The organism is Desulfobotulus mexicanus, from assembly GCF_006175995.1.
Lineage (GTDB): Bacteria > Desulfobacterota > Desulfobacteria > Desulfobacterales > ASO4-4 > Desulfobotulus > Desulfobotulus mexicanus.
Genome location: NZ_VDMB01000031.1, coordinates 1 through 16,988 on the forward strand (window position 1 = coordinate 1; position 16,988 = coordinate 16,988).

At 50.8% G+C, this 16,988-nt stretch carries 13 protein-coding genes; 7 read left to right on the top strand and 6 right to left on the bottom strand.

Going from position 1 to position 16,988, the window contains the following annotated elements:
* Window positions 1-548: 548 nt before the first annotated feature.
* Together FIM25_RS15235 and FIM25_RS15240 are read left to right on the top strand one after the other, a co-directional pair.
* The gene (locus tag FIM25_RS15235) at window positions 549-1,850 is read left to right on the top strand and encodes a phenylacetate--CoA ligase family protein (protein WP_139450718.1); all 1,302 of its coding nucleotides are present in this window, start codon (window positions 549-551) and stop codon (window positions 1,848-1,850) included.
* Window positions 1,851-1,939: 89 nt separating this feature from the next.
* Window positions 1,940-2,371, top strand: a complete 432-nt coding sequence (locus FIM25_RS15240; protein WP_139450719.1) for an ACT domain-containing protein — start codon at window positions 1,940-1,942, stop codon at window positions 2,369-2,371.
* A 52-nt stretch (window positions 2,372-2,423) separates the two neighbouring features.
* Here FIM25_RS15240 and FIM25_RS15245 read toward each other — a convergent pair whose 3' ends face one another.
* The 5 genes from FIM25_RS15245 to FIM25_RS15265 all read right to left on the bottom strand — a co-directional run bounded on the left by FIM25_RS15245 (window position 2,424) and on the right by FIM25_RS15265 (window position 8,772).
* Window positions 2,424-2,756: a histidine triad nucleotide-binding protein gene (locus FIM25_RS15245; protein WP_139450720.1), complete on the bottom strand. Its 333-nt coding sequence runs from the start codon at window positions 2,754-2,756 to the stop codon at window positions 2,424-2,426.
* A gap of 52 nt (window positions 2,757-2,808) precedes the next feature.
* On the bottom strand, window positions 2,809-4,629 hold the full coding sequence (locus FIM25_RS15250) for an N-acetylmuramoyl-L-alanine amidase (RefSeq protein WP_139450721.1): 1,821 nt from the start codon (window positions 4,627-4,629) through the stop codon (window positions 2,809-2,811).
* Window positions 4,630-4,711: 82 nt separating this feature from the next.
* Window positions 4,712-7,339, bottom strand: coding sequence for a DNA mismatch repair protein MutS (mutS, locus tag FIM25_RS15255; RefSeq protein WP_139450722.1), 2,628 nt, complete (start codon window positions 7,337-7,339; stop codon window positions 4,712-4,714).
* Window positions 7,340-7,462: 123 nt separating this feature from the next.
* Window positions 7,463-7,837, bottom strand: coding sequence for a LapA family protein (locus FIM25_RS15260; protein ID WP_139450723.1), 375 nt, complete (start codon window positions 7,835-7,837; stop codon window positions 7,463-7,465).
* A 191-nt stretch (window positions 7,838-8,028) separates the two neighbouring features.
* The gene (locus FIM25_RS15265; protein ID WP_139450724.1) at window positions 8,029-8,772 is read right to left on the bottom strand and encodes a UPF0280 family protein; all 744 of its coding nucleotides are present in this window, start codon (window positions 8,770-8,772) and stop codon (window positions 8,029-8,031) included.
* 247 nt (window positions 8,773-9,019) lie between these two features.
* Here FIM25_RS15265 and cmoA point away from each other — a divergent pair, with 247 nt between their 5' ends.
* Together cmoA and cmoB are read left to right on the top strand one after the other, a co-directional pair.
* On the top strand, window positions 9,020-9,754 hold the full coding sequence (gene cmoA, locus FIM25_RS15270; protein WP_139450725.1) for a carboxy-S-adenosyl-L-methionine synthase CmoA: 735 nt from the start codon (window positions 9,020-9,022) through the stop codon (window positions 9,752-9,754).
* On the top strand, window positions 9,754-10,722 hold the full coding sequence (gene cmoB / locus FIM25_RS15275; protein ID WP_139450726.1) for a tRNA 5-methoxyuridine(34)/uridine 5-oxyacetic acid(34) synthase CmoB: 969 nt from the start codon (window positions 9,754-9,756) through the stop codon (window positions 10,720-10,722). The genes cmoA and cmoB overlap by 1 nt, the downstream gene beginning before the upstream one ends.
* 491 nt (window positions 10,723-11,213) lie before the next feature.
* Here cmoB and FIM25_RS15280 read toward each other — a convergent pair whose 3' ends face one another.
* Window positions 11,214-11,957, bottom strand: coding sequence for an RNA 2'-phosphotransferase (locus FIM25_RS15280; RefSeq protein ID WP_139450727.1), 744 nt, complete (start codon window positions 11,955-11,957; stop codon window positions 11,214-11,216).
* Between the two features lie 225 nt (window positions 11,958-12,182).
* Here FIM25_RS15280 and hemL point away from each other — a divergent pair, with 225 nt between their 5' ends.
* The 3 genes from hemL to FIM25_RS15295 all read left to right on the top strand — a co-directional run bounded on the left by hemL (window position 12,183) and on the right by FIM25_RS15295 (window position 16,975).
* Window positions 12,183-13,466 carry a glutamate-1-semialdehyde 2,1-aminomutase gene (gene hemL, locus FIM25_RS15285; protein ID WP_139450728.1) on the top strand — a complete coding sequence of 428 codons (1,284 nt, stop codon included), beginning with the start codon at window positions 12,183-12,185 and terminating at the stop codon, window positions 13,464-13,466.
* 13 nt (window positions 13,467-13,479) lie between these two features.
* Window positions 13,480-14,925 (top strand): UDP-N-acetylmuramate:L-alanyl-gamma-D-glutamyl-meso-diaminopimelate ligase, encoded by a 1,446-nt coding sequence (gene mpl / locus FIM25_RS15290; protein ID WP_139450729.1) that lies wholly within the window; start codon window positions 13,480-13,482, stop codon window positions 14,923-14,925.
* A gap of 274 nt (window positions 14,926-15,199) precedes the next feature.
* Window positions 15,200-16,975, top strand: a complete 1,776-nt coding sequence (locus FIM25_RS15295) for an Hsp70 family protein (protein WP_139450730.1) — start codon at window positions 15,200-15,202, stop codon at window positions 16,973-16,975.
* Window positions 16,976-16,988: the final 13 nt, after the last annotated feature.

Below are 16,988 nucleotides of genomic sequence, written 5' to 3' on the forward strand. Positions count from 1 at the left end.
TTTTAAAGGCTTAGACCAGCCTGACTCAGTACCAAGGCAGAAGAATAGTTTTTAGATTGTTGACTCAAAAGGGATAGCTACGCCAAAAAAATCTGTGTATTGATTTTTTCTGAGTGTTGCGTCTCATATTTGAGAATTATTCCTCATAAATAATTATTTTTGAATCCTCACCGCCCCGTTGAGGGCTGAAAAAAGCCTCCCGAAACACCACAGGAGGGGTGTGGATTAATTTGATGGAGGATTTGGGATGGACATGGGCCTTGACAAGAAAGTGGCTTCCCGGTACATTCTGCGCTGAATTTTTATCCGGAGGGAAGGATGCAGGATCGAATATATTACCGGGCAGGCTATTTTTTTTGTCAGTCTGTCCATGAAAAAGTGAAACTGAACTTTTAATGTTCGGTTACCTTCCAGTGGGCAGACGGACTCCGTTGAAAGCGTCCCCATGGAACCGGAATGACAACAAGGCTGTGGGAGGATTGCTCCCGCAGCTTTTTTTGTATGGGATTCATCCTTCCCGGGGTGTATGACAATAAGGAGAAAAGCCGATGATTTATGATATGGAGTTTGAAACCCTTCCCAGGGAAGCCCTGGAAGCCATACAGTTGAAACGTCTTCAGGCGACTCTGCAGCGCGCCTATGCCACGGTGCCCTTTTACAGAGACCGATTCCGGGAGTTCGGGGTCACGCCTTCGGATATCCGCTGCCTCGATGATATGGAAAAACTTCCTTTTTTGGTAAAACAGGATCTCCGGGACAATTATCCCTTTGGCCTTTTTGCCGTGCCCAAGGAAAATGTGGTGCGTATCCATGCCTCTTCCGGCACAACGGGCAAGCCTACGGTGGTGGGTTATACGGCAAGGGATATTGATACCTGGGCCAGTCTCATGGCCAGAGCCCTCACCGCCGGTGGTGCAAAGAGGGGAGATATTATTCATAACGCTTATGGTTACGGGCTTTTCACCGGTGGCCTTGGTGTGCATTATGGTGCTGAAAAACTGGGTGCAACGGTTATCCCCGTATCTGGGGGAAATACCAAACGTCAGATAACCATCATGAAAGATTTCGGCCCGTCCATTTTGACGGCGACTCCTTCCTACACCCTGCATCTGGCCGAAGTGGCAAGGGAAATGGGTGTGAATTTCAAAGATCTGAATTTCCGCCATGGTATTTTCGGAGCAGAGCCCTGGAGTGAGGCCATGCGGCGTCAGATTGAAGGGGATCTGGGGCTTTCTGCCGTGGATATTTATGGTCTCAGTGAGGTCATGGGACCGGGTGTGGCTGTGGAATGCCATGAGGCCAAGGCCGGTCTGCATATTTTTGAGGATCACTTCATTCCGGAGATCATTGATCCCGAAACGGGTAAACGCCTTCCTTTGGGTGAGGTGGGTGAGCTGGTTTTCACATCCATCACCAAAGAGGCCTTCCCTGTCATCCGTTACAGGACAAGGGATATTACAAGGCTTGTGGCTGAGCCCTGTATCTGTGGTCGCACCATGGTGCGTATGGAAAAGGTGTCCGGCCGGACCGATGACATGCTCATCATCCGGGGGGTCAATGTTTTCCCCTCACAGATCGAGTCGGTTCTTATGATGATTTCCGAGGTGGAACCCCACTATCAGCTGGAAGTGCATAGGGAGGACAGCCTGGATATTCTGACCGTCAAGGTGGAAATCAGTCAGAAACTCTTTACCGATGAGGTTCGGGGCTTGCAGAATCTGGAAAGAATGATAGCAAAAAATATCAAGGAATACCTTGGAATTTCAGCAAAAGTCCGTCTTGTGGAACCAAAGAGTATTGCCAGAAGTGAAGGAAAGGCTGTCCGGGTTATTGATCATCGGCGTTTATGAAGTTAAGATCCCTCTGACTGAAAGAATTGAGCAGAACGCAGAATTGCGGACTTCATGATCAATCACCACGGCGACAAGGAGGATAGCTGATGAAGGTGGAGCAGATTTCTATTTTTATGGAAAATAAGGCGGGACGTCTTGCGGAAGTGACAGCCATCCTCAAGGAGAACGGCGTGAACATACGGGCCCTGTCTCTGGCGGACACGGCGGATTTTGGTGTTTTACGCATGATTGTGGATGATACGCAGAAAACGGATCTGGTGCTTAAAGAAGCCGGGTTTACCGTTGGAAAAACCGAGGTTGTGGCCGTGGAGGTCATGGATACGCCCGGCGGACTGCATGATATCCTTGAGGTGCTGCGGGAAAAGAATATCAATGTGGAATACATGTATGCCTTTGTACAGCAGAACAGTGACAGGGCCGTGATGATTTTCCGCTTTGATGATGTGGATACGGCCATTACCCATCTTTCGGCAAGGGGAATGACCGTGGTGCCTGGGAAACGTCTTTATTCCATGTAGTTCAGTTTTGTCTTTGAAGCGCTCCTTTTTATGGTAAAAAAGGAGCGTTTTTTTATCTTTTTTTCCAGCCACCGATGAGGTGCAGATGCAGGTGAAATACTTCCTGCCCCCCGCCTTTTTCCACGTTGAACTGCAGCTTGTATCCGCTGGTATTTATTCCTTCCCGCATGGCCATTTCCTTTGCTGCAAGAAAGAGTCTGCCCACAAGGGGCGCATGATTTTCCTCAAGCTCATTGATACTTCGGATATGCACCTTTGGTACGATGAGCAGGTGCACCGGTGCCTGGGGATTGATATCCCGGAAAACAACGAGGTCTTCCGTTTCCAGAAGAAATTCCGAGGGGATTTCCCTGCGGATAATTTTACAGAAAATGCAGTCTTCCATGGGAGAGCTCCTTTGTCAGAGAGAATTCTTTTTTTAGAATGAGCCCGCTTGATCAGGGGCTGTTTTTTGGGAAGTGTTCCTGAATGTAGCGCCGTATACCATCCACAATGCCATCGGCGATGCGGCTTTGGTACTGGGGGTTGGTCAGTCTCTGGCATTCTCTGGGATTGGTGATGAAACCTGCTTCAATCAAAATGGAAGGCATCTGTGCGCCCAGAAGAACATAGAAGGGAGCCTGTTTGACTCCTTTGTCGCTAATGTTGCTGTAGTGGGGCTTGACGCTGTCCACCATACCTTTTTGCACATAGGAGGCCAGTCTGCTGGATTCATTGATTTTGGCATTTTGCATCAGATCATTCAGGATGGTCTGAAGATCACTGATATTTTTGGTGGAGGTGGCATTTTCCCTTGCGGCAACGGCAATGGATTCCTCGTCTGTGGCCAGATTGAGAAAATAGGTTTCAATACCGTGGGCGTTCCGGTTCATGGCCGCATTGGTGTGGATGGAAAGAAAAAGATCCGCCTTGTGCTGATTGGCAAACTGGGTGCGCTCCTCAAGGCTCAGGTAGACATCCTTATCCCTTGTGAGAAGAACCTCGCAATTGAGCTCCTTACGGAGTTTATCCGCAAGAATTTTTGATATCTGGAGATTGATGTCCTTTTCAAGAACTCCCCGCTGATACCCTATGGCTCCGGGATCTTTTCCACCATGACCCGGATCAATGACAATACGGTGAACTCCAAGGGCCAGCTGGCGACGTATGGCGCTGGCACTGGAGGTAGTCGCAACAGGAGGAAGTACTGCAGGCGGCAGATTGGCTGCCAGTGCCGTTCTCTCCGAGGATCTGGCTTCACCCCAGATATCGATAACGGTCCTGTAGGGATCAAAAAGCTGAAAAATTTTAAAATCCCTTGACTGATCCAGATCCATGACAAGCCGTACCTTCTCCTTTGTATTCCGGGCAATGCGGAAAGCTTTGACCTGGGGGTCATTAATCTGTACGGCGGGAAGGATGTCTTCTTTCAGTGTGGTCTGTTTGAAGTCCACATAAACCCTCGGAGGCAGTCCCCTTTCCCTGTCCTGATTCAGGTCATTGTAGGTGTAGGCAAGCTCTCTGTCCGAATCCACAACAATTCGTGTCCGGTTTGGGTGGGTCTGATAGCGGACACCCTGTATCATGCCAAGGTGGGAGACATCTTCTTGATTCCGCTGGGATGCTGTTTCAGTTTTTTCAATAACAGGCATAATCTGTATGCCGGAATCAGGAATGGGCAGGACAGGTATGCTTGTGGCTGGTATCTCTGCTGCCGGAAGAGGTGCTTCTTCTGGTCTTGTGGAGCGCATGGTTTTAATGGGTGGTTCAGGTGTTGGTGCTGGCTGAATGACGGGGCGTGGTGGTGGTGGCGGTGCCTGTAGTGGGGCGCCAAGCTCCTTGAGTTTATCTTCAGCCCTGAATTTGTAACGGCTTTTGGGACACTCGTGGAAAACCCGGCGGAAAAGCTCTATGGCCTTGTCCCTATCGCTGCTTCGGCCTGAAAAGTGGGAGAGTCCAAGGTAAACTTCCGCAGCCCTGTACAGGGAGGCCGGTGCCCAGGCATTCTGCGAGTCCAGCCTGTAGGCATTTTCAAAGTTATCGGCGATTTTTTCCCAGTTGGTACGGTATTTACGCCTTTCAGTATTTTTCTGAAGTTCCTGAAAGTCACGGTCAGCCTGAAGGTAAAGGTCGCGCACGGAACCTGCCCATGCAGGAAAGCATGAAAAGAGCAGGCAGAAAATGAGAATGCATAAAACAGGAATCCGCATCACTCTTTTTCCCCTGCAAGGGGGGGGAAGATCTGTATGAACCCTGATCCGGTATGTTGGAAGAACCATGGGTATCCTGTTTCCTTTATGTCTGCCTGTGGGGAGCCGGAAGTTCAGCGTATAATTTTACTTTGAGTGTGACCTGATACCTCTAAAGATCCGTATCAATAGCTTTTTCCTTTAGTATGGCAAGAAAATTCATGGCCTCAAGGGGCGTCATGGTGTTGATATCCGCTTCCTTAAGGGTCTGCACAATGACTTTTTCCGGTCCCGGAAATAAAGAGAGCTGCCGGGGCTGATCCGGTGTGGCCCCATCTTCTGTTGCCGTAGTGTTTTCTTCCCACAGTGCATGGCCGTTTTCCACCCGCGCAAGAAGACCACCAGCACGGTGTATCACAGAATCCGGAAGTCCGGCAAGTTTTGCGACCTGAATTCCATAACTTCTGTTGGCACCGCCTTTAATCAGTCTGTGTAGAAAAATAATATTATCCTCCCATTCCCGTACGGCCACACTGAAATTTCTGACCCTGGGAAGGCTGTCTGCCAGCCTTGTCATTTCATGGTAATGGGTGGCAAAGAGGGTTTTTACGCCCTTTTTTTTCAGATTATGGAGATATTCAGCCACGGACCATGCAATGCTGAGTCCGTCGAAGGTGCTGGTGCCCCGGCCAATTTCATCCATGATGACAAGGCTGTCTGGCGTGGCATTGTGGAGAATGTTGGCGGCTTCCTCCATTTCTACCATAAAGGTGGACTGGCCTTCGGCCAGATTGTCCGAGGCTCCCACACGGGTGAAGATGCGGTCTGTGACGGAGATCTTTGCCGATGCAGCCGGAACAAAGCTTCCCATCTGTGCCATGAGTACAATGAGGGCCACCTGACGGAGTACCGTGGATTTACCTGCCATGTTGGGACCGGTGATGATGAGTATCTGGGACTCTATATTGTCCATATGAATGGAGTTTGGGACATATCGATTGTTTTGAAGCATGCACTCCACAACGGGGTGCCGTCCATCCTGAATATCAATGACCCCGTCTGTTGCCATCTCTGGTCTTGAATAGCCTTTTTCTTCGGCAAGCTGGGCCAGACTGAACAGGACATCCACCCGTGCGAGAAAGTCTGCGGCAAGGCCTATGTCTTTGTGCAGGGCAGCGGCCTGCTGACGGAGTTCTTCAAAGATAGCCATTTCCATGCGGATCTGTTCATCCTGCGCATTCAATACTTTGTCTTCAAATATTTTGAGTTCATCGGTGATATAACGCTCAGCATTGACCAGGGTCTGTTTTCGCACATAATCTGCAGGTACGGATGCGGACTGGGCTTTGGATACCTCTATGAAATAGCCGAAAACCCTGTTGAACCGGACTTTCAGGGTGCTGATGCCCGTTTTTTCTTTTTCTCTGGCTTCAAGGCCTGCAAGATAGCTTTTACCATCCCTTGCCATGGCAATCAGCTCATCGAGCTTCGGGTTAAAGCCATTTTGTATGATACCGCCCTGATCCATCTGTACAGGCGTATCTTCACGGATAGCCGTATCCAGAGTTTCTGCCATCTTCAGAAGTTTTTCTTTTTCCCCGTGAAAGGAAAAAAGGGGAGATGGTGAATGCTCAAGGGGTTCTATAATATCCGGGAGCATGAGCAGGGAGTTTTTCAGTGCCAGCAGATCCCTTGCATGGCAGCGGCCCATGATAATGCGGGTGGAAATACGTTCCAGATCATGGATGATTTTTAGTTTTTCCCGCATCTGTCTCCGGACAAGGGGTGTTTCCAGTGCCAGCGCTAAGGCCTGATGCCGCAGGTCTATGGCATCCGTATCCATGAGGGGATAGGTCAGCCACTGCCTGAGGGTTCTGGCTCCCATGGAGGTGACGGTTTTATCCATGGTCTGGAGCAGGCTGCCTCTGGAAGTACTGTCCCTGAGGTTTTCCGTGATTTCAAGGTTGCGGAAGGTAGTGTCATCCAAAAGCAGGATGCCGTCTAAAGCATAGAGCTGGATGCCCCGGATATGGGCTATATCCTGTTTCTGATTTTCCTTTACATAATGGAGCAGGGCGCCTGCGGCTCCCACACCGGCACCGGCCCGGCGGATACCAAAGCTGTCGAGACTGCGGACTTCGAACTGTTCCAGCAGGAGATTCCTGGCCTTCACGGGCATGAAATCGGCCATGGGTGCCGGGCTGATTCTGGATCTGCTGAAGAAAGGTTGCAGAAAGGCATTGGATTCTTCCTGCTCAAAGCCTTCGGGTACAAGGATTTCCTTTGCCTGAATCCGACCCAGTTCATCCCTCAGGGCTGTGTGGGATCTGGTTTCCGTCATTCGGAAGACGGCTGTGGAAAGATCCAGGCAGGCCAGTCCCCATGTTTTTCCCTGAAAGGCAATGGCCACAATGAAGTTGTTCACTTTGTCGTCAAGGAGGTGTTCTTCCACCAGCATGCCGGGGGTGAGAACGCGGACCACATCCCTTTTTACAAGACCTTTGGCTGTGGCCGGGTCTTCCATCTGCTCACAGATGGCAACTTTGTAGTTGTTCTGTACCAGCTTTGCAATGTAGATATCTGCTGATTTGACGGGAACACCGCACATGGGAATGGCATCCGGGTCTTTTCGGTTTCTTGCCGTCAGGGTAATGTCCAGAACCCTTGAAGCTGTTTCTGCATCATTATGGAACATTTCATAGAAATCTCCCATACGGTAAAAAAGGATGCAGTCTGCGTATTGCGCTTTGAGTTCCTGATACTGGATCATCATGGGGGTGTTGGCGGCGTTGCTGCTCATGGGACTCCGATGGGATTTCTTTGTGTAAGTTCCTGACCTCTTAGGACAGAGACGGCCCGGAGCGTGTATGCACCGGGCCGGAATGGTCGTCTTTGGATAGAAGTCAGTTGATATCTGGTTTTTTTATTCTTTTTCAAATTCAGGAGAACTTTCCTGTGCTGTTTTCTGACCGGTCTGGCCAGAGGCCATTCCTGCCAGCTCATCCTGAAGGGCTGCAATGGTTTCAAGGTGCTCCTGATTTTCATTGTGGAGCATTCTGAGTTTTGCCGCAGCACGTAATCGAATGACAATACTGCTTAAGAACATCATGAGAAATCCCGCTGTAAAACAAAAAATGAGATAGATTCCCGTGGGAGCTTCCGGAAATATATAGGGGGTTGTAAAATAAAAATTTAGGGAAAAGGCATAGGGCTGAAGAAGGTATTCCTGATTCTGGTAGACAAGCAGGCCGATTAATCCAAGGGTGAGCAGTGTCAGGATGAGTTTGATTCGTGTCATGGATTTCCTTCTCCCACGGTAAAAAACGATGCATTCAAGATTGTCAGAGAGTGGACAGGCGTTCTCGTGGCTGTAAAGACTGTGTCGGGATGGTGCTGAATCCTGTTTAAGATAAGGAATCAGATATTTTTGATACGTGTTTTAGGAGGTAAATTCAACCTAATTTTTTATAAAAATGCGGGGTGTGGCCTTTACGCTCCTTTTAATGGTACCATTTCAACATCTCCATATACGCCGAGACGGTCTCCCTTTACAAGTACCATGGCAGATATTTCTTTTATATTCTTTGCCTTTTCCACCAGCGGTTCAATGTCTTCGGGTTTCTGCACTTTATTGCCCATGGCCGTTGCCAGGGCATCGGCCACAGCGGTATTACTGCTTATGATAACGGCTGCATCGGCTTTGCCAAAGCTGATGGAGTGGCCCAGCCTGCCCGATGAGGTGCATATCCCCATGCCCTTGCGAGGAGGGGGTATTTTCAGGCCGATTCTACCGGAAAATGGAGAATCTCCGGCATAAAGACCGATGGTAAGCTCTGTGTCACTGCATACAAAAAGGTCTCCTCCGTTTTCAACGATGATTTTTTCGGAGCGATGCAGCAGTTTTTTTCCCATAGCTTCGGCAATGACTCCTGCAATGGCGGCCATGGGGCCTACGCCCGCAAGCTGTGATGCATGGATCATGCTCCGGATCAGGGCAGGGGCTTGGGGATCATCCGGCCATGGAAGCAGTGTTGAATGAAAATTTGGGTATTTTACTATGTACTCTCCTATTTCCCGGCGTAGTTTCAGAAGTTCTTTTCTGGCGGGTGTGGAAAGATCGTGGAGGGCCTGTATGTGAAGATCACTTTCCTTTTCACTGACCCTGAAGCTTACAAGATCCGCAGCAGCCATAAAGCGGCGGTAGTGATTGCGGCTGAGGAAGGGATCGTGCATGGAAATTCCTTTCGGACGGGCTGGTCGAAGTCTGTTATGGGTTCGTTCCGCCTGAAGCCCTGAGAAGTCAGGTGTGCAGGTAATGGCCTTGGATCAGCTAGTTTTCAGGTCTCCGGCCAGATACGGGGTTGCAATATAGCCCGGAATGCTTTGGCCGACAATGGGATTGACAGACAGGACCAGATTTTTCATAAAAGCTTGGGTTTTGTCAGTATGATGGTCTGTCCATAAATGAGGAGTTTGTGCCATGGAGGTTGATACCATTTTTAGATCTGAAGAGTCGGCCTCATCGCCTTTTGCATTCAATGCCAGTGTGGCTGCGGTTTTTGATGATATGCTCAAGAGATCCGTTCCCCTTTACCGGGAGGCTCTGGACCTGCAGATGAAACTGGCAGATCGTTTTTATCTGCCCGGTACAAGGATTTATGATCTTGGGTGCTCCCACGGAAATTTCGGGGTGGGTTTTCTGGAGGCAGCAGGGGACAGGGATTTTTCCATGGTGGCCGTGGATAACTCAAAACCCATGCTGGAAATTTATGAAAAACGGCTTTCCGTGCGCAGGGGGAGTGGGCGCATTCAGCTCTGCTGTGAGGATATAACTACAATCCCCATGGAAAAGGCTTCCGTTGTGGTGATGAATCTGACCCTGCAGTTTCTACCCCTTGCCATGCGGGATGAAATAATCGGACGGGTATTCAATGCCCTTGTTCCCGGCGGGATTCTTTTGCTTACGGAGAAGGTGGTGCACGGAGATGCCTTTCTTGCGGATATCCAGCAGGAAAGCTATTACGGCTTCAAGGCGGCCAATGGCTACTCCTCCCTTGAAATCAGCCGCAAGCGGGAAGCTCTGGAGAATGTTCTGGTTCCTGAAACCCTGGAAGACCATCATAAGCGCCTTGGAAAAGCCGGTTTTTCCATGGTGGAAATTTATCTGAAGTGGTTTCACTTCACAAGTTTTCTTGCGGTGAAGGAGAAGAAATAATGCGGCGTCTGATGCTGGAAGCAGAAAGTCTGGGTTTGGGCGCCTACGGCAGTGCTCTTCTTTCCCTTGTGGCAGATCTGGAAGCCCGCCTTGCCGGACCCGATGCCCAGGCCCGCATGCTCAGGGAGGCTTTTGCCGTTCTGCCCGATGCAGAGCCATCTTTGGTGGATCTGGACGGTGACTGTGTTTTTGTTGGCAGGGCCGGAGATTTGTCCGAAGAGGAAAGCAGGATTTTTTTCCATGTACTGCAGGCACTGATTCCATGGCGCAAAGGTCCCTTTTCCCTCTTTGGCGTGGATGTGGATACGGAGTGGCAGTCTTCGATGAAATGGAACCGGATAATCCCTTTTTTGCCTGAGCTTGGAGGCAAACGGATACTCGATATAGGCTCCAGTAACGGGTATTATCTTTTTCGCATGGCATCCCAAAAACCAGCCATGGCCTTAGGCGTTGAACCTTTTTTACCTTATTATTATCAGTTTCAGCTGATTCAGCACTACCTTGCCCATCCGGATCTTTTCATGCTGCCCGCAGGCTTTGAAGCCCTCCCTGAGATGCCGGGTTTTTTTGATGTGATTTTTTGTATGGGTGTTCTTTATCACAGAAAATCCCCGGTTACTTTTTTGCAGGATGTGAGGCGTTACATGAAAAGCGGGGCGGATCTTGTTTTAGAAACCCTGGTCATTGAGGGAGAGGAACCCGTATCTCTGACTCCCCTTGGCCGCTATGCAAAAATGCGAAGTGTTTTTTTTCTTCCCACGGTAAATTGCCTGAAAAGATGGCTGGGCCATGCGGGTTTCAGGGATATCCGCTGTGTGGATATGGCTTACACGAAAACCTTTGAGCAGCGTCGGACGGACTGGGCCTTTGATGAATCTCTGGAGGATTTTCTGGATGCTTCAGATCCCTTAAAAACCGTGGAAGGGGAGCCTGCACCTTTGCGGGCGGTGCTGCTGGCAAGGGCCTGAGGTAGGTGTTTTTTTCAGGGGTAATTATGATGCACTCGCAAAAACTCTTGCTTTAGGCCTTTTGTGCTAATAATGTCAGTATGTTGTATTGATGGAAATGACGAGTTTTGACTTTTTGCGAGACCATCAATTATTGAGCACATTTTTTTCTTAAATTTCTGTACTGGCTGTAATTTAAACGATTTGGTTTTGGCGCAAGGCACCTTGGCTATTTGCAAGTGACGTTGCAATCGTTTCGGATCAGAGCTTCGCAGGCCTGTGCGAAAGAAGCGGCAAACTGTCTGAGCCGCCACAAAGGCAGCGTGCTTAAGTTTGCTATGGTAATTAAAAAGTTCATCCTGCCTGTGGCGGGGAGTTTTTGCCGCTTCCGCACAGGGCAAGAAGCTTTCCAATAAGATTGCGTCGTGGGCAAATCGGCTGGGTGCCTGTGCATCTGCCTTACAGTTATGGTGCTTGGCCAGTGAAGATGGCGCATAGCAGTTACATTTTTTTCAGGGCTTGAAACCTTCTCCCTGCCTGCGCAGCCTTTTTTTGTTATTCTTCCAGGAATCTTTTTTATTTTTTGATTGCCTGATGGCTGCCTTTTCCTCTTCACTGCGCAGGACAAAGCTTCCGGGTGTAAGCTTCGTTTCCTGGGGCTTGTGGGTTTTTTCAGAGGCTGGTTTTTTCTTTTTTTCTTCCTTGATCACAGGAGGTCCCTGAATGAAATCTGTTGGGATGGTTTCTGCGGAGAAAAGATGCTCTCCGTGGCGCATGAAGGAAATACCTGAGGTGGCAGCCCTGAAGGCCTGTACCTGAAGCGCTGCGGGACGTGGATCTTTGCGCTTTCCCATGCGCAGGGCCAGCTGGGGATCATTTGAGAGAAGAAGGGGATTTCCCGGTGCTGCATTCAGGCCTTTTTCCGAAACATGGGGCCAGGCTCTGCTGCGTACACAGGTGTGAAGGATTTTCGGAAGTTTTTCAGCAGGACACGCTTCCGAAGCAAAGGAGCGGACCTTCGCGCGGATTTTTTCGTCCTGAATTTCCAGAGGTGCATCATTTATATTCATGCAGATATCCTTAAGATCGCCTTCCCGTATTCCCCGCAGATCCGGACTTTCGGACAGGGCCTGCAGCAGGCCTTTGATGCTGATCCAACCCTGTTCATCGGGAAGAAGCCCTTGGCTGTCGGGGTGACGGCCCAGCAGGGTGGCAAGGATTTTTCCAAGGTTGTTCAGTTTTTTATCCCTTTGCATGGAGGCCTTCCTTGACATCGGATGAAATGGACGGGTAAAAGCTGTGCATGCTTGCAGATATTCGACATCATGGCTGTAAGCTGTTAAAAGGATGCTGTCGGTTTTTTGCAGCAGCAATGCCTGTTTGTGGACAGCCAGAAGCTGAGTTTCCGGCTTTGCCGGGTGCCATCAAAAAAATATCCAGTGACCATACCGGACTTTAAGGGTCGGGGAAAGGAAAAGAATATGCGGATGGAAAGATCACAGGAGTTGTTTCAGCGAGCCGAAACCTGCATCCCCGGTGGCGTGAACAGCCCGGTCCGGGCATGTCGTTCCGTGGGGGCTGCCCCCCTTTTTATTGAAAGGGCGCAGGGCGCATGGCTCTATGATGCCGATGGTAATGCTCTGATTGATTATGTGGGCTCCTGGGGCCCTATGATACTGGGACACCGTCATCCTGTGGTGGAAGATGCCATCCGCAGGGTGCTGGAGCGGGGTGTTAGTTTTGGTGCGCCCGTGGATCTGGAAGTGGCCCTTGCGGAAAAGGTTATCTCCCTTGTGCCTTCCGTGGAAATGATCCGTATGGTGAATTCCGGTACTGAGGCCACCATGAGTGTTTTGCGCCTTGCAAGGGGCTTTACGGGAAGAAATGTGCTGGTGAAGTTTGATGGCTGTTATCATGGCCATGGAGACAGTTTTCTTGTGGATGCCGGCTCCGGTGTGGCTACCCTGAATATACCTGGTAGCCCGGGGGTTCCCGAGGAAGTGACCCGCCACACCCTTTCTCTGCCCTACAATGATATGGATGCCTTCCGTCAGCTCATGGCAGAGCGCGGTGCTGAGGTGGCTGCGGTAATTGTGGAGCCTGTGGCTGGCAACATGGGTTTTGTAAGACCTGAGGAAGGTTTTCTTGCCCTCTTGAGGGAAGAAACCCAAAAACATGGTGCCCTTCTGATTTTCGATGAGGTGATGACGGGCTTTCGTGTGGCCTTGGGTGGTGCTCAGGGACTCTTTGGTATTAAACCGGATCTTTCCACCTTTGGAAAGATCATTGGCGGTGGTCTTCCCGTGGGAGCCTATGGCGGACGCAGGGATATCATGGAGCATGTGGCTCCCATGGGTCCTGTGTATCAGGCGGGAACCCTTTCCGGCAATCCACTGGCCATGGCCGCAGGCCTTGCCACCTTGGAAGAAATCAGCAGACCCGGTTTCTATGAAAACCTTGAAGAGAAAACCTTAAAACTTGTGGAAGGTCTTGCTGCGGCTGCAAAGGATGCCCATATTCCCGTGTGCTGCGATTCCATAGGTTCCATGTTCGGGATGTTTTTTACCAAAGGGCCTGTGCGCAATTTTGCCGATGCCAAGACCTCGGATCTGATGCGCTTTAATGCCTATTATGCTGGGATGCGGGAAAAATGCATTTACCTTGCTCCTTCCCAGTTTGAAGCGGGTTTTGTTTCCATGGTCCATGGAAGCGCAGAAATTGAGGCTACCATTCAGGCGGCCAGATCCGTAATGAAAACCCTGTGAGGCACTTTTTTCCATGCTGAGCCCTGAAAACAACAGAATTCCTGAAAAAATCCATCACATCCATCTCATTGCCATCTGCGGTACAGCCATGGGGGCACTGGCAGCCCTGCTTCAGGAAGCAGGCTTTCGGGTGACGGGGTCGGATCAGAATGTGTATCCGCCCATGAGCAGCTTTCTTTCAGAGAAGAAAATCGGGGTTTCAGCGGGTTTTGATCCGGGTCGAATTCTTGGAGACAGGCCGGATCTTGTGGTTGTGGGCAATGCCGTACGCAGGGAGAATCCCGAAGCTCTGGCTCTGGCGGAAAGCGGCATTTGCTACTGCTCCCTTCCCCAGGCCCTTAATCATTTTCTGGTGGGCAGCAGAAAGGCCATCGTGATTACGGGCACCCATGGCAAGACCACCACCAGCGCCCTGATGGCATGGGTGCTGGAAAAGGCAGGTCTTTCTCCGGGTTTCATGATCGGTGGTATTCTCAAGGATTTTTCCGCTAATTTTCGCATGGGTCATGGCCCCTTTGTGGTGCTGGAAGGGGATGAGTATGATACGGCTTTTTTTGACAAAGGCTCAAAATTTCTGCATTTTACTCCCCACAGGGCTATTCTGACGGGTATAGAATTTGACCATGCGGATATTTTTGAGGATCTTCTTGCCGTAGAAAAGACTTTTACCGCATTTGTGAAGGGGCTGGCCCCGGATGCCCTGCTGGTGAGCTGCAAGGATTCATCTTCTGCGGAAAAAGTTCTTGCCCAGAGTGGTCTGGGGCCGGACAGGATACGACGTTTTGGCAGAGGCCCTTCAGGGCCGGGCTGGTCTGTGGGGGATCTTGAGATCGCTTCCCCTGTGGAGCGTTTTTCCATATTCCGTGACGGTGAATTTTTTAGCCGCATGGAAACAATTCTTCCCGGTGAACACAATCGTATGAATATCCTTGCCGTAGCTGCTGTGGCCGAAAGCCTTGGCATTGACGGAAAAACCCTTGCTTCGGCGGTGGCTTCCTTTACCGGGGTGAAACGCAGGCAGGAGATTCGGGGGACAGAAGGCGGCATTATGCTGGTGGATGATTTTGCCCATCATCCCACAGCCGTGCGGGAAACCCTGAAGGCGCTTCGGCCCCATGCCGCAGGAAGACTCATTGCCGTGTTTGAGCCCAGAACCAACACCAGTATGCGAAGGGTATTTCAGCAGGCCTATGCCGAAAGCTTTGGTGATGCGGATCTTGTCTGTATAAGGGAAATTCCCTGTCCGGAAAAGGTGGATGAAAAAGAGCGGTTTTCCGCAGAAAGTCTTGTGCAGGATCTCAGGCTGAAGGGGCTTTGCGCCCAAAGCTTTGATGATGCTTCAGGTATTGTGGATTTTCTTGCCGGAGAAGCCAGACCCGGTGATCTTGTGCTTGTGATGTCCAATGGTGGATTTGAAAACATCCATTCCCGGTTGCTGGAGGCCTTTTCTAAGCGGTAAGGATCTAAAGAGCTTAAAGACGGGCAGGCACAGGGGACTGCTTTTATTAAAGACCCTAAGGACCTTAAAGACCTTAAAAACGGGCAGACACAGGGGTCTGCCCCTACAACACTTTTTATCCTCACGGTTTATTTAAAGATCTTAAAGGCTCTAAACTCGGCAGGCCTCTGGTGCCTGCCTTCATTAAAGACTCTAAGGACTCTAAGGACTTTAAAGACTCTAAAGACTCTAAAGACCCTAAAGATACTAAAAAAAATATATAAGGAGCTTTTCCGTGACCCTTCCTTCCTATGTGGTCGGCATTGACCTTGGAACTTCCAATACGGTGGTGGCTTATGCGCCTTTACAGGAGGTGCAGGATGAGGCACCGGAATTTTCCATACTTGATATTCCCCAGATTAACGGACCCGGCGTGGTGGAAAGTGCAGGTGTACTGCCTTCTTTTCTTTACATCCCCGAAGAGCGGGAAGCAGAACAGATGATCCTGCCCTGGGGCGGAACAGGCCCTGTGGTGGGCATCCATGCCCGGGAAAGGGGGGCTGAAGTTCCCGGCAGACAGATTGCCAGCAGCAAGTCCTGGCTGTGCAGCGATCTTGTGGATAGGGAAGGTCCCGTCCTTCCATGGGAATCCGAAGATGTGGAAGCTGACCAGAGACTTTCTCCAGTGGCGGCATCCGCAGCCATACTCGCCCATGTCAGGGCGGCATGGAATCATCATTTCAGGGAAAAGGGGCCGGAAGGCCGTTTAGAGAATCAGGAAATTTTTCTGACCGTTCCCGCATCCTTTGATGCCGTGGCAAGGGATCTTACCGTACGGGCTGCCCGTGAAGCCGGGCTGGAACGCCTTGTGCTGCTGGAAGAACCTCAGGCGGCCTTTTATGCCTGGATTGCCGCCAGAAAAGAGGCATGGCGGGAGCATGTGCAGGCGGGGGACACCCTTCTGGTCTGCGATGTGGGCGGTGGTACCAGCGACTTTTCCCTGATCCGGGTACAGGATGCAGAGGGCAGGCTGGAGCTGGAGCGCATAGCCGTTGGCAAACACCTTCTGGTGGGTGGCGACAACATGGATTTAACCCTTGCCTACCATGTGGCCGCAGGCCTTGCGGCAAAAAACAGGGCTTTGGATGCCTGGCAGATGCGTGGGATGATCCAGCGTTGCAGGCAGGTCAAGGAAAGCCTTCTGGAAAATCCTGAAAAGGGGAGTCTTGCCGTAAGTATAGCAGGCCGGGGAAGTGGCCTCATTGCAGGAACCATTAAATCGGAAGTGGCCTATGAAGAGGTGCAGAAGCTCATCATGGCGGGCTTTTTTCCAGAGTGCGGGGCGGATTCCAGGCCCGTGCAGCCCGAAGGTTCCGGCTTGAGTGAATTCGGCCTTGGATATGAGGCTGATCCTGCCATTACCCGCCATCTTGCGGCTTTCTTAGCGGAAACCGGTGCCAGTCCTTCTGCCGTTCTTTTCAATGGCGGGGTGATGAAGCCTGCCATGCTGCGTCAGCGGGTCCGGGATGTGATGGCTTCATGGCAGAATGGCACAGAGGTGAGGGAGCTTGTCAATGAAGCCGGAGACCGTGCCGTAGCCCTTGGGGCAGCCTATTATGGCTGGGCAAGGCGGGGAAAAGGTATCCGTATCCGCAGCGGCCTTAACCGTACATATTATATCGGTGTGGCAGCGTCCATGCCTGCTGTACCGGGAATTCCCATGCCCAAAAAAGCCCTCTGCATTGCGCCTTTTGGCATGGAAGAGGGAACGGAGGTCAGCCTGAGGGATAAAACCTATATGCTCAGCGTTGGCGTGCCTGCCTCCTTTGAACTGCTGGCTTCCACCACGAGAAAGGAAGATGCCCCCGGTTCTGTTGTTGAGGACTGGCAGGGGGCCATCACGCCTGTGACCCGCATTGAAACCCTGCTGGAGGGGGAAGCTGAGGCAAGGATTCCCGTAACCCTTGCCGTGCGTGCCACGGAGGTGGGAACCCTGGAGTTTTTCTGTGTTTCCACCAGGGATGAAAAAACCTGGGATCTTGCCTTTCAGGTCCGGGAAGCCCGGTCCTGAAACTTATGATTTT

Bases quoted from the DNA above. Each gene is read 5' to 3' on its own strand.
- FIM25_RS15235 (WP_139450718.1), top strand. From the start codon at position 549: ATGATTTATGATATGGAGTTTGAAACCCTTCCCAGGGAAGCCCTGGAA.
- FIM25_RS15240 (WP_139450719.1), top strand. From the start codon at position 1,940: ATGAAGGTGGAGCAGATTTCTATTTTTATGGAAAATAAGGCGGGACGT.
- FIM25_RS15245 (WP_139450720.1), bottom strand. From the start codon at position 2,756: ATGGAAGACTGCATTTTCTGTAAAATTATCCGCAGGGAAATCCCCTCG.
- FIM25_RS15250 (WP_139450721.1), bottom strand. From the start codon at position 4,629: ATGGTTCTTCCAACATACCGGATCAGGGTTCATACAGATCTTCCCCCC.
- mutS (WP_139450722.1), bottom strand. From the start codon at position 7,339: ATGAGCAGCAACGCCGCCAACACCCCCATGATGATCCAGTATCAGGAA.
- FIM25_RS15260 (WP_139450723.1), bottom strand. From the start codon at position 7,837: ATGACACGAATCAAACTCATCCTGACACTGCTCACCCTTGGATTAATC.
- FIM25_RS15265 (WP_139450724.1), bottom strand. From the start codon at position 8,772: ATGCACGATCCCTTCCTCAGCCGCAATCACTACCGCCGCTTTATGGCT.
- cmoA (WP_139450725.1), top strand. From the start codon at position 9,020: ATGGAGGTTGATACCATTTTTAGATCTGAAGAGTCGGCCTCATCGCCT.
- cmoB (WP_139450726.1), top strand. From the start codon at position 9,754: ATGCGGCGTCTGATGCTGGAAGCAGAAAGTCTGGGTTTGGGCGCCTAC.
- FIM25_RS15280 (WP_139450727.1), bottom strand. From the start codon at position 11,957: ATGCAAAGGGATAAAAAACTGAACAACCTTGGAAAAATCCTTGCCACC.
- hemL (WP_139450728.1), top strand. From the start codon at position 12,183: ATGCGGATGGAAAGATCACAGGAGTTGTTTCAGCGAGCCGAAACCTGC.
- mpl (WP_139450729.1), top strand. From the start codon at position 13,480: ATGCTGAGCCCTGAAAACAACAGAATTCCTGAAAAAATCCATCACATC.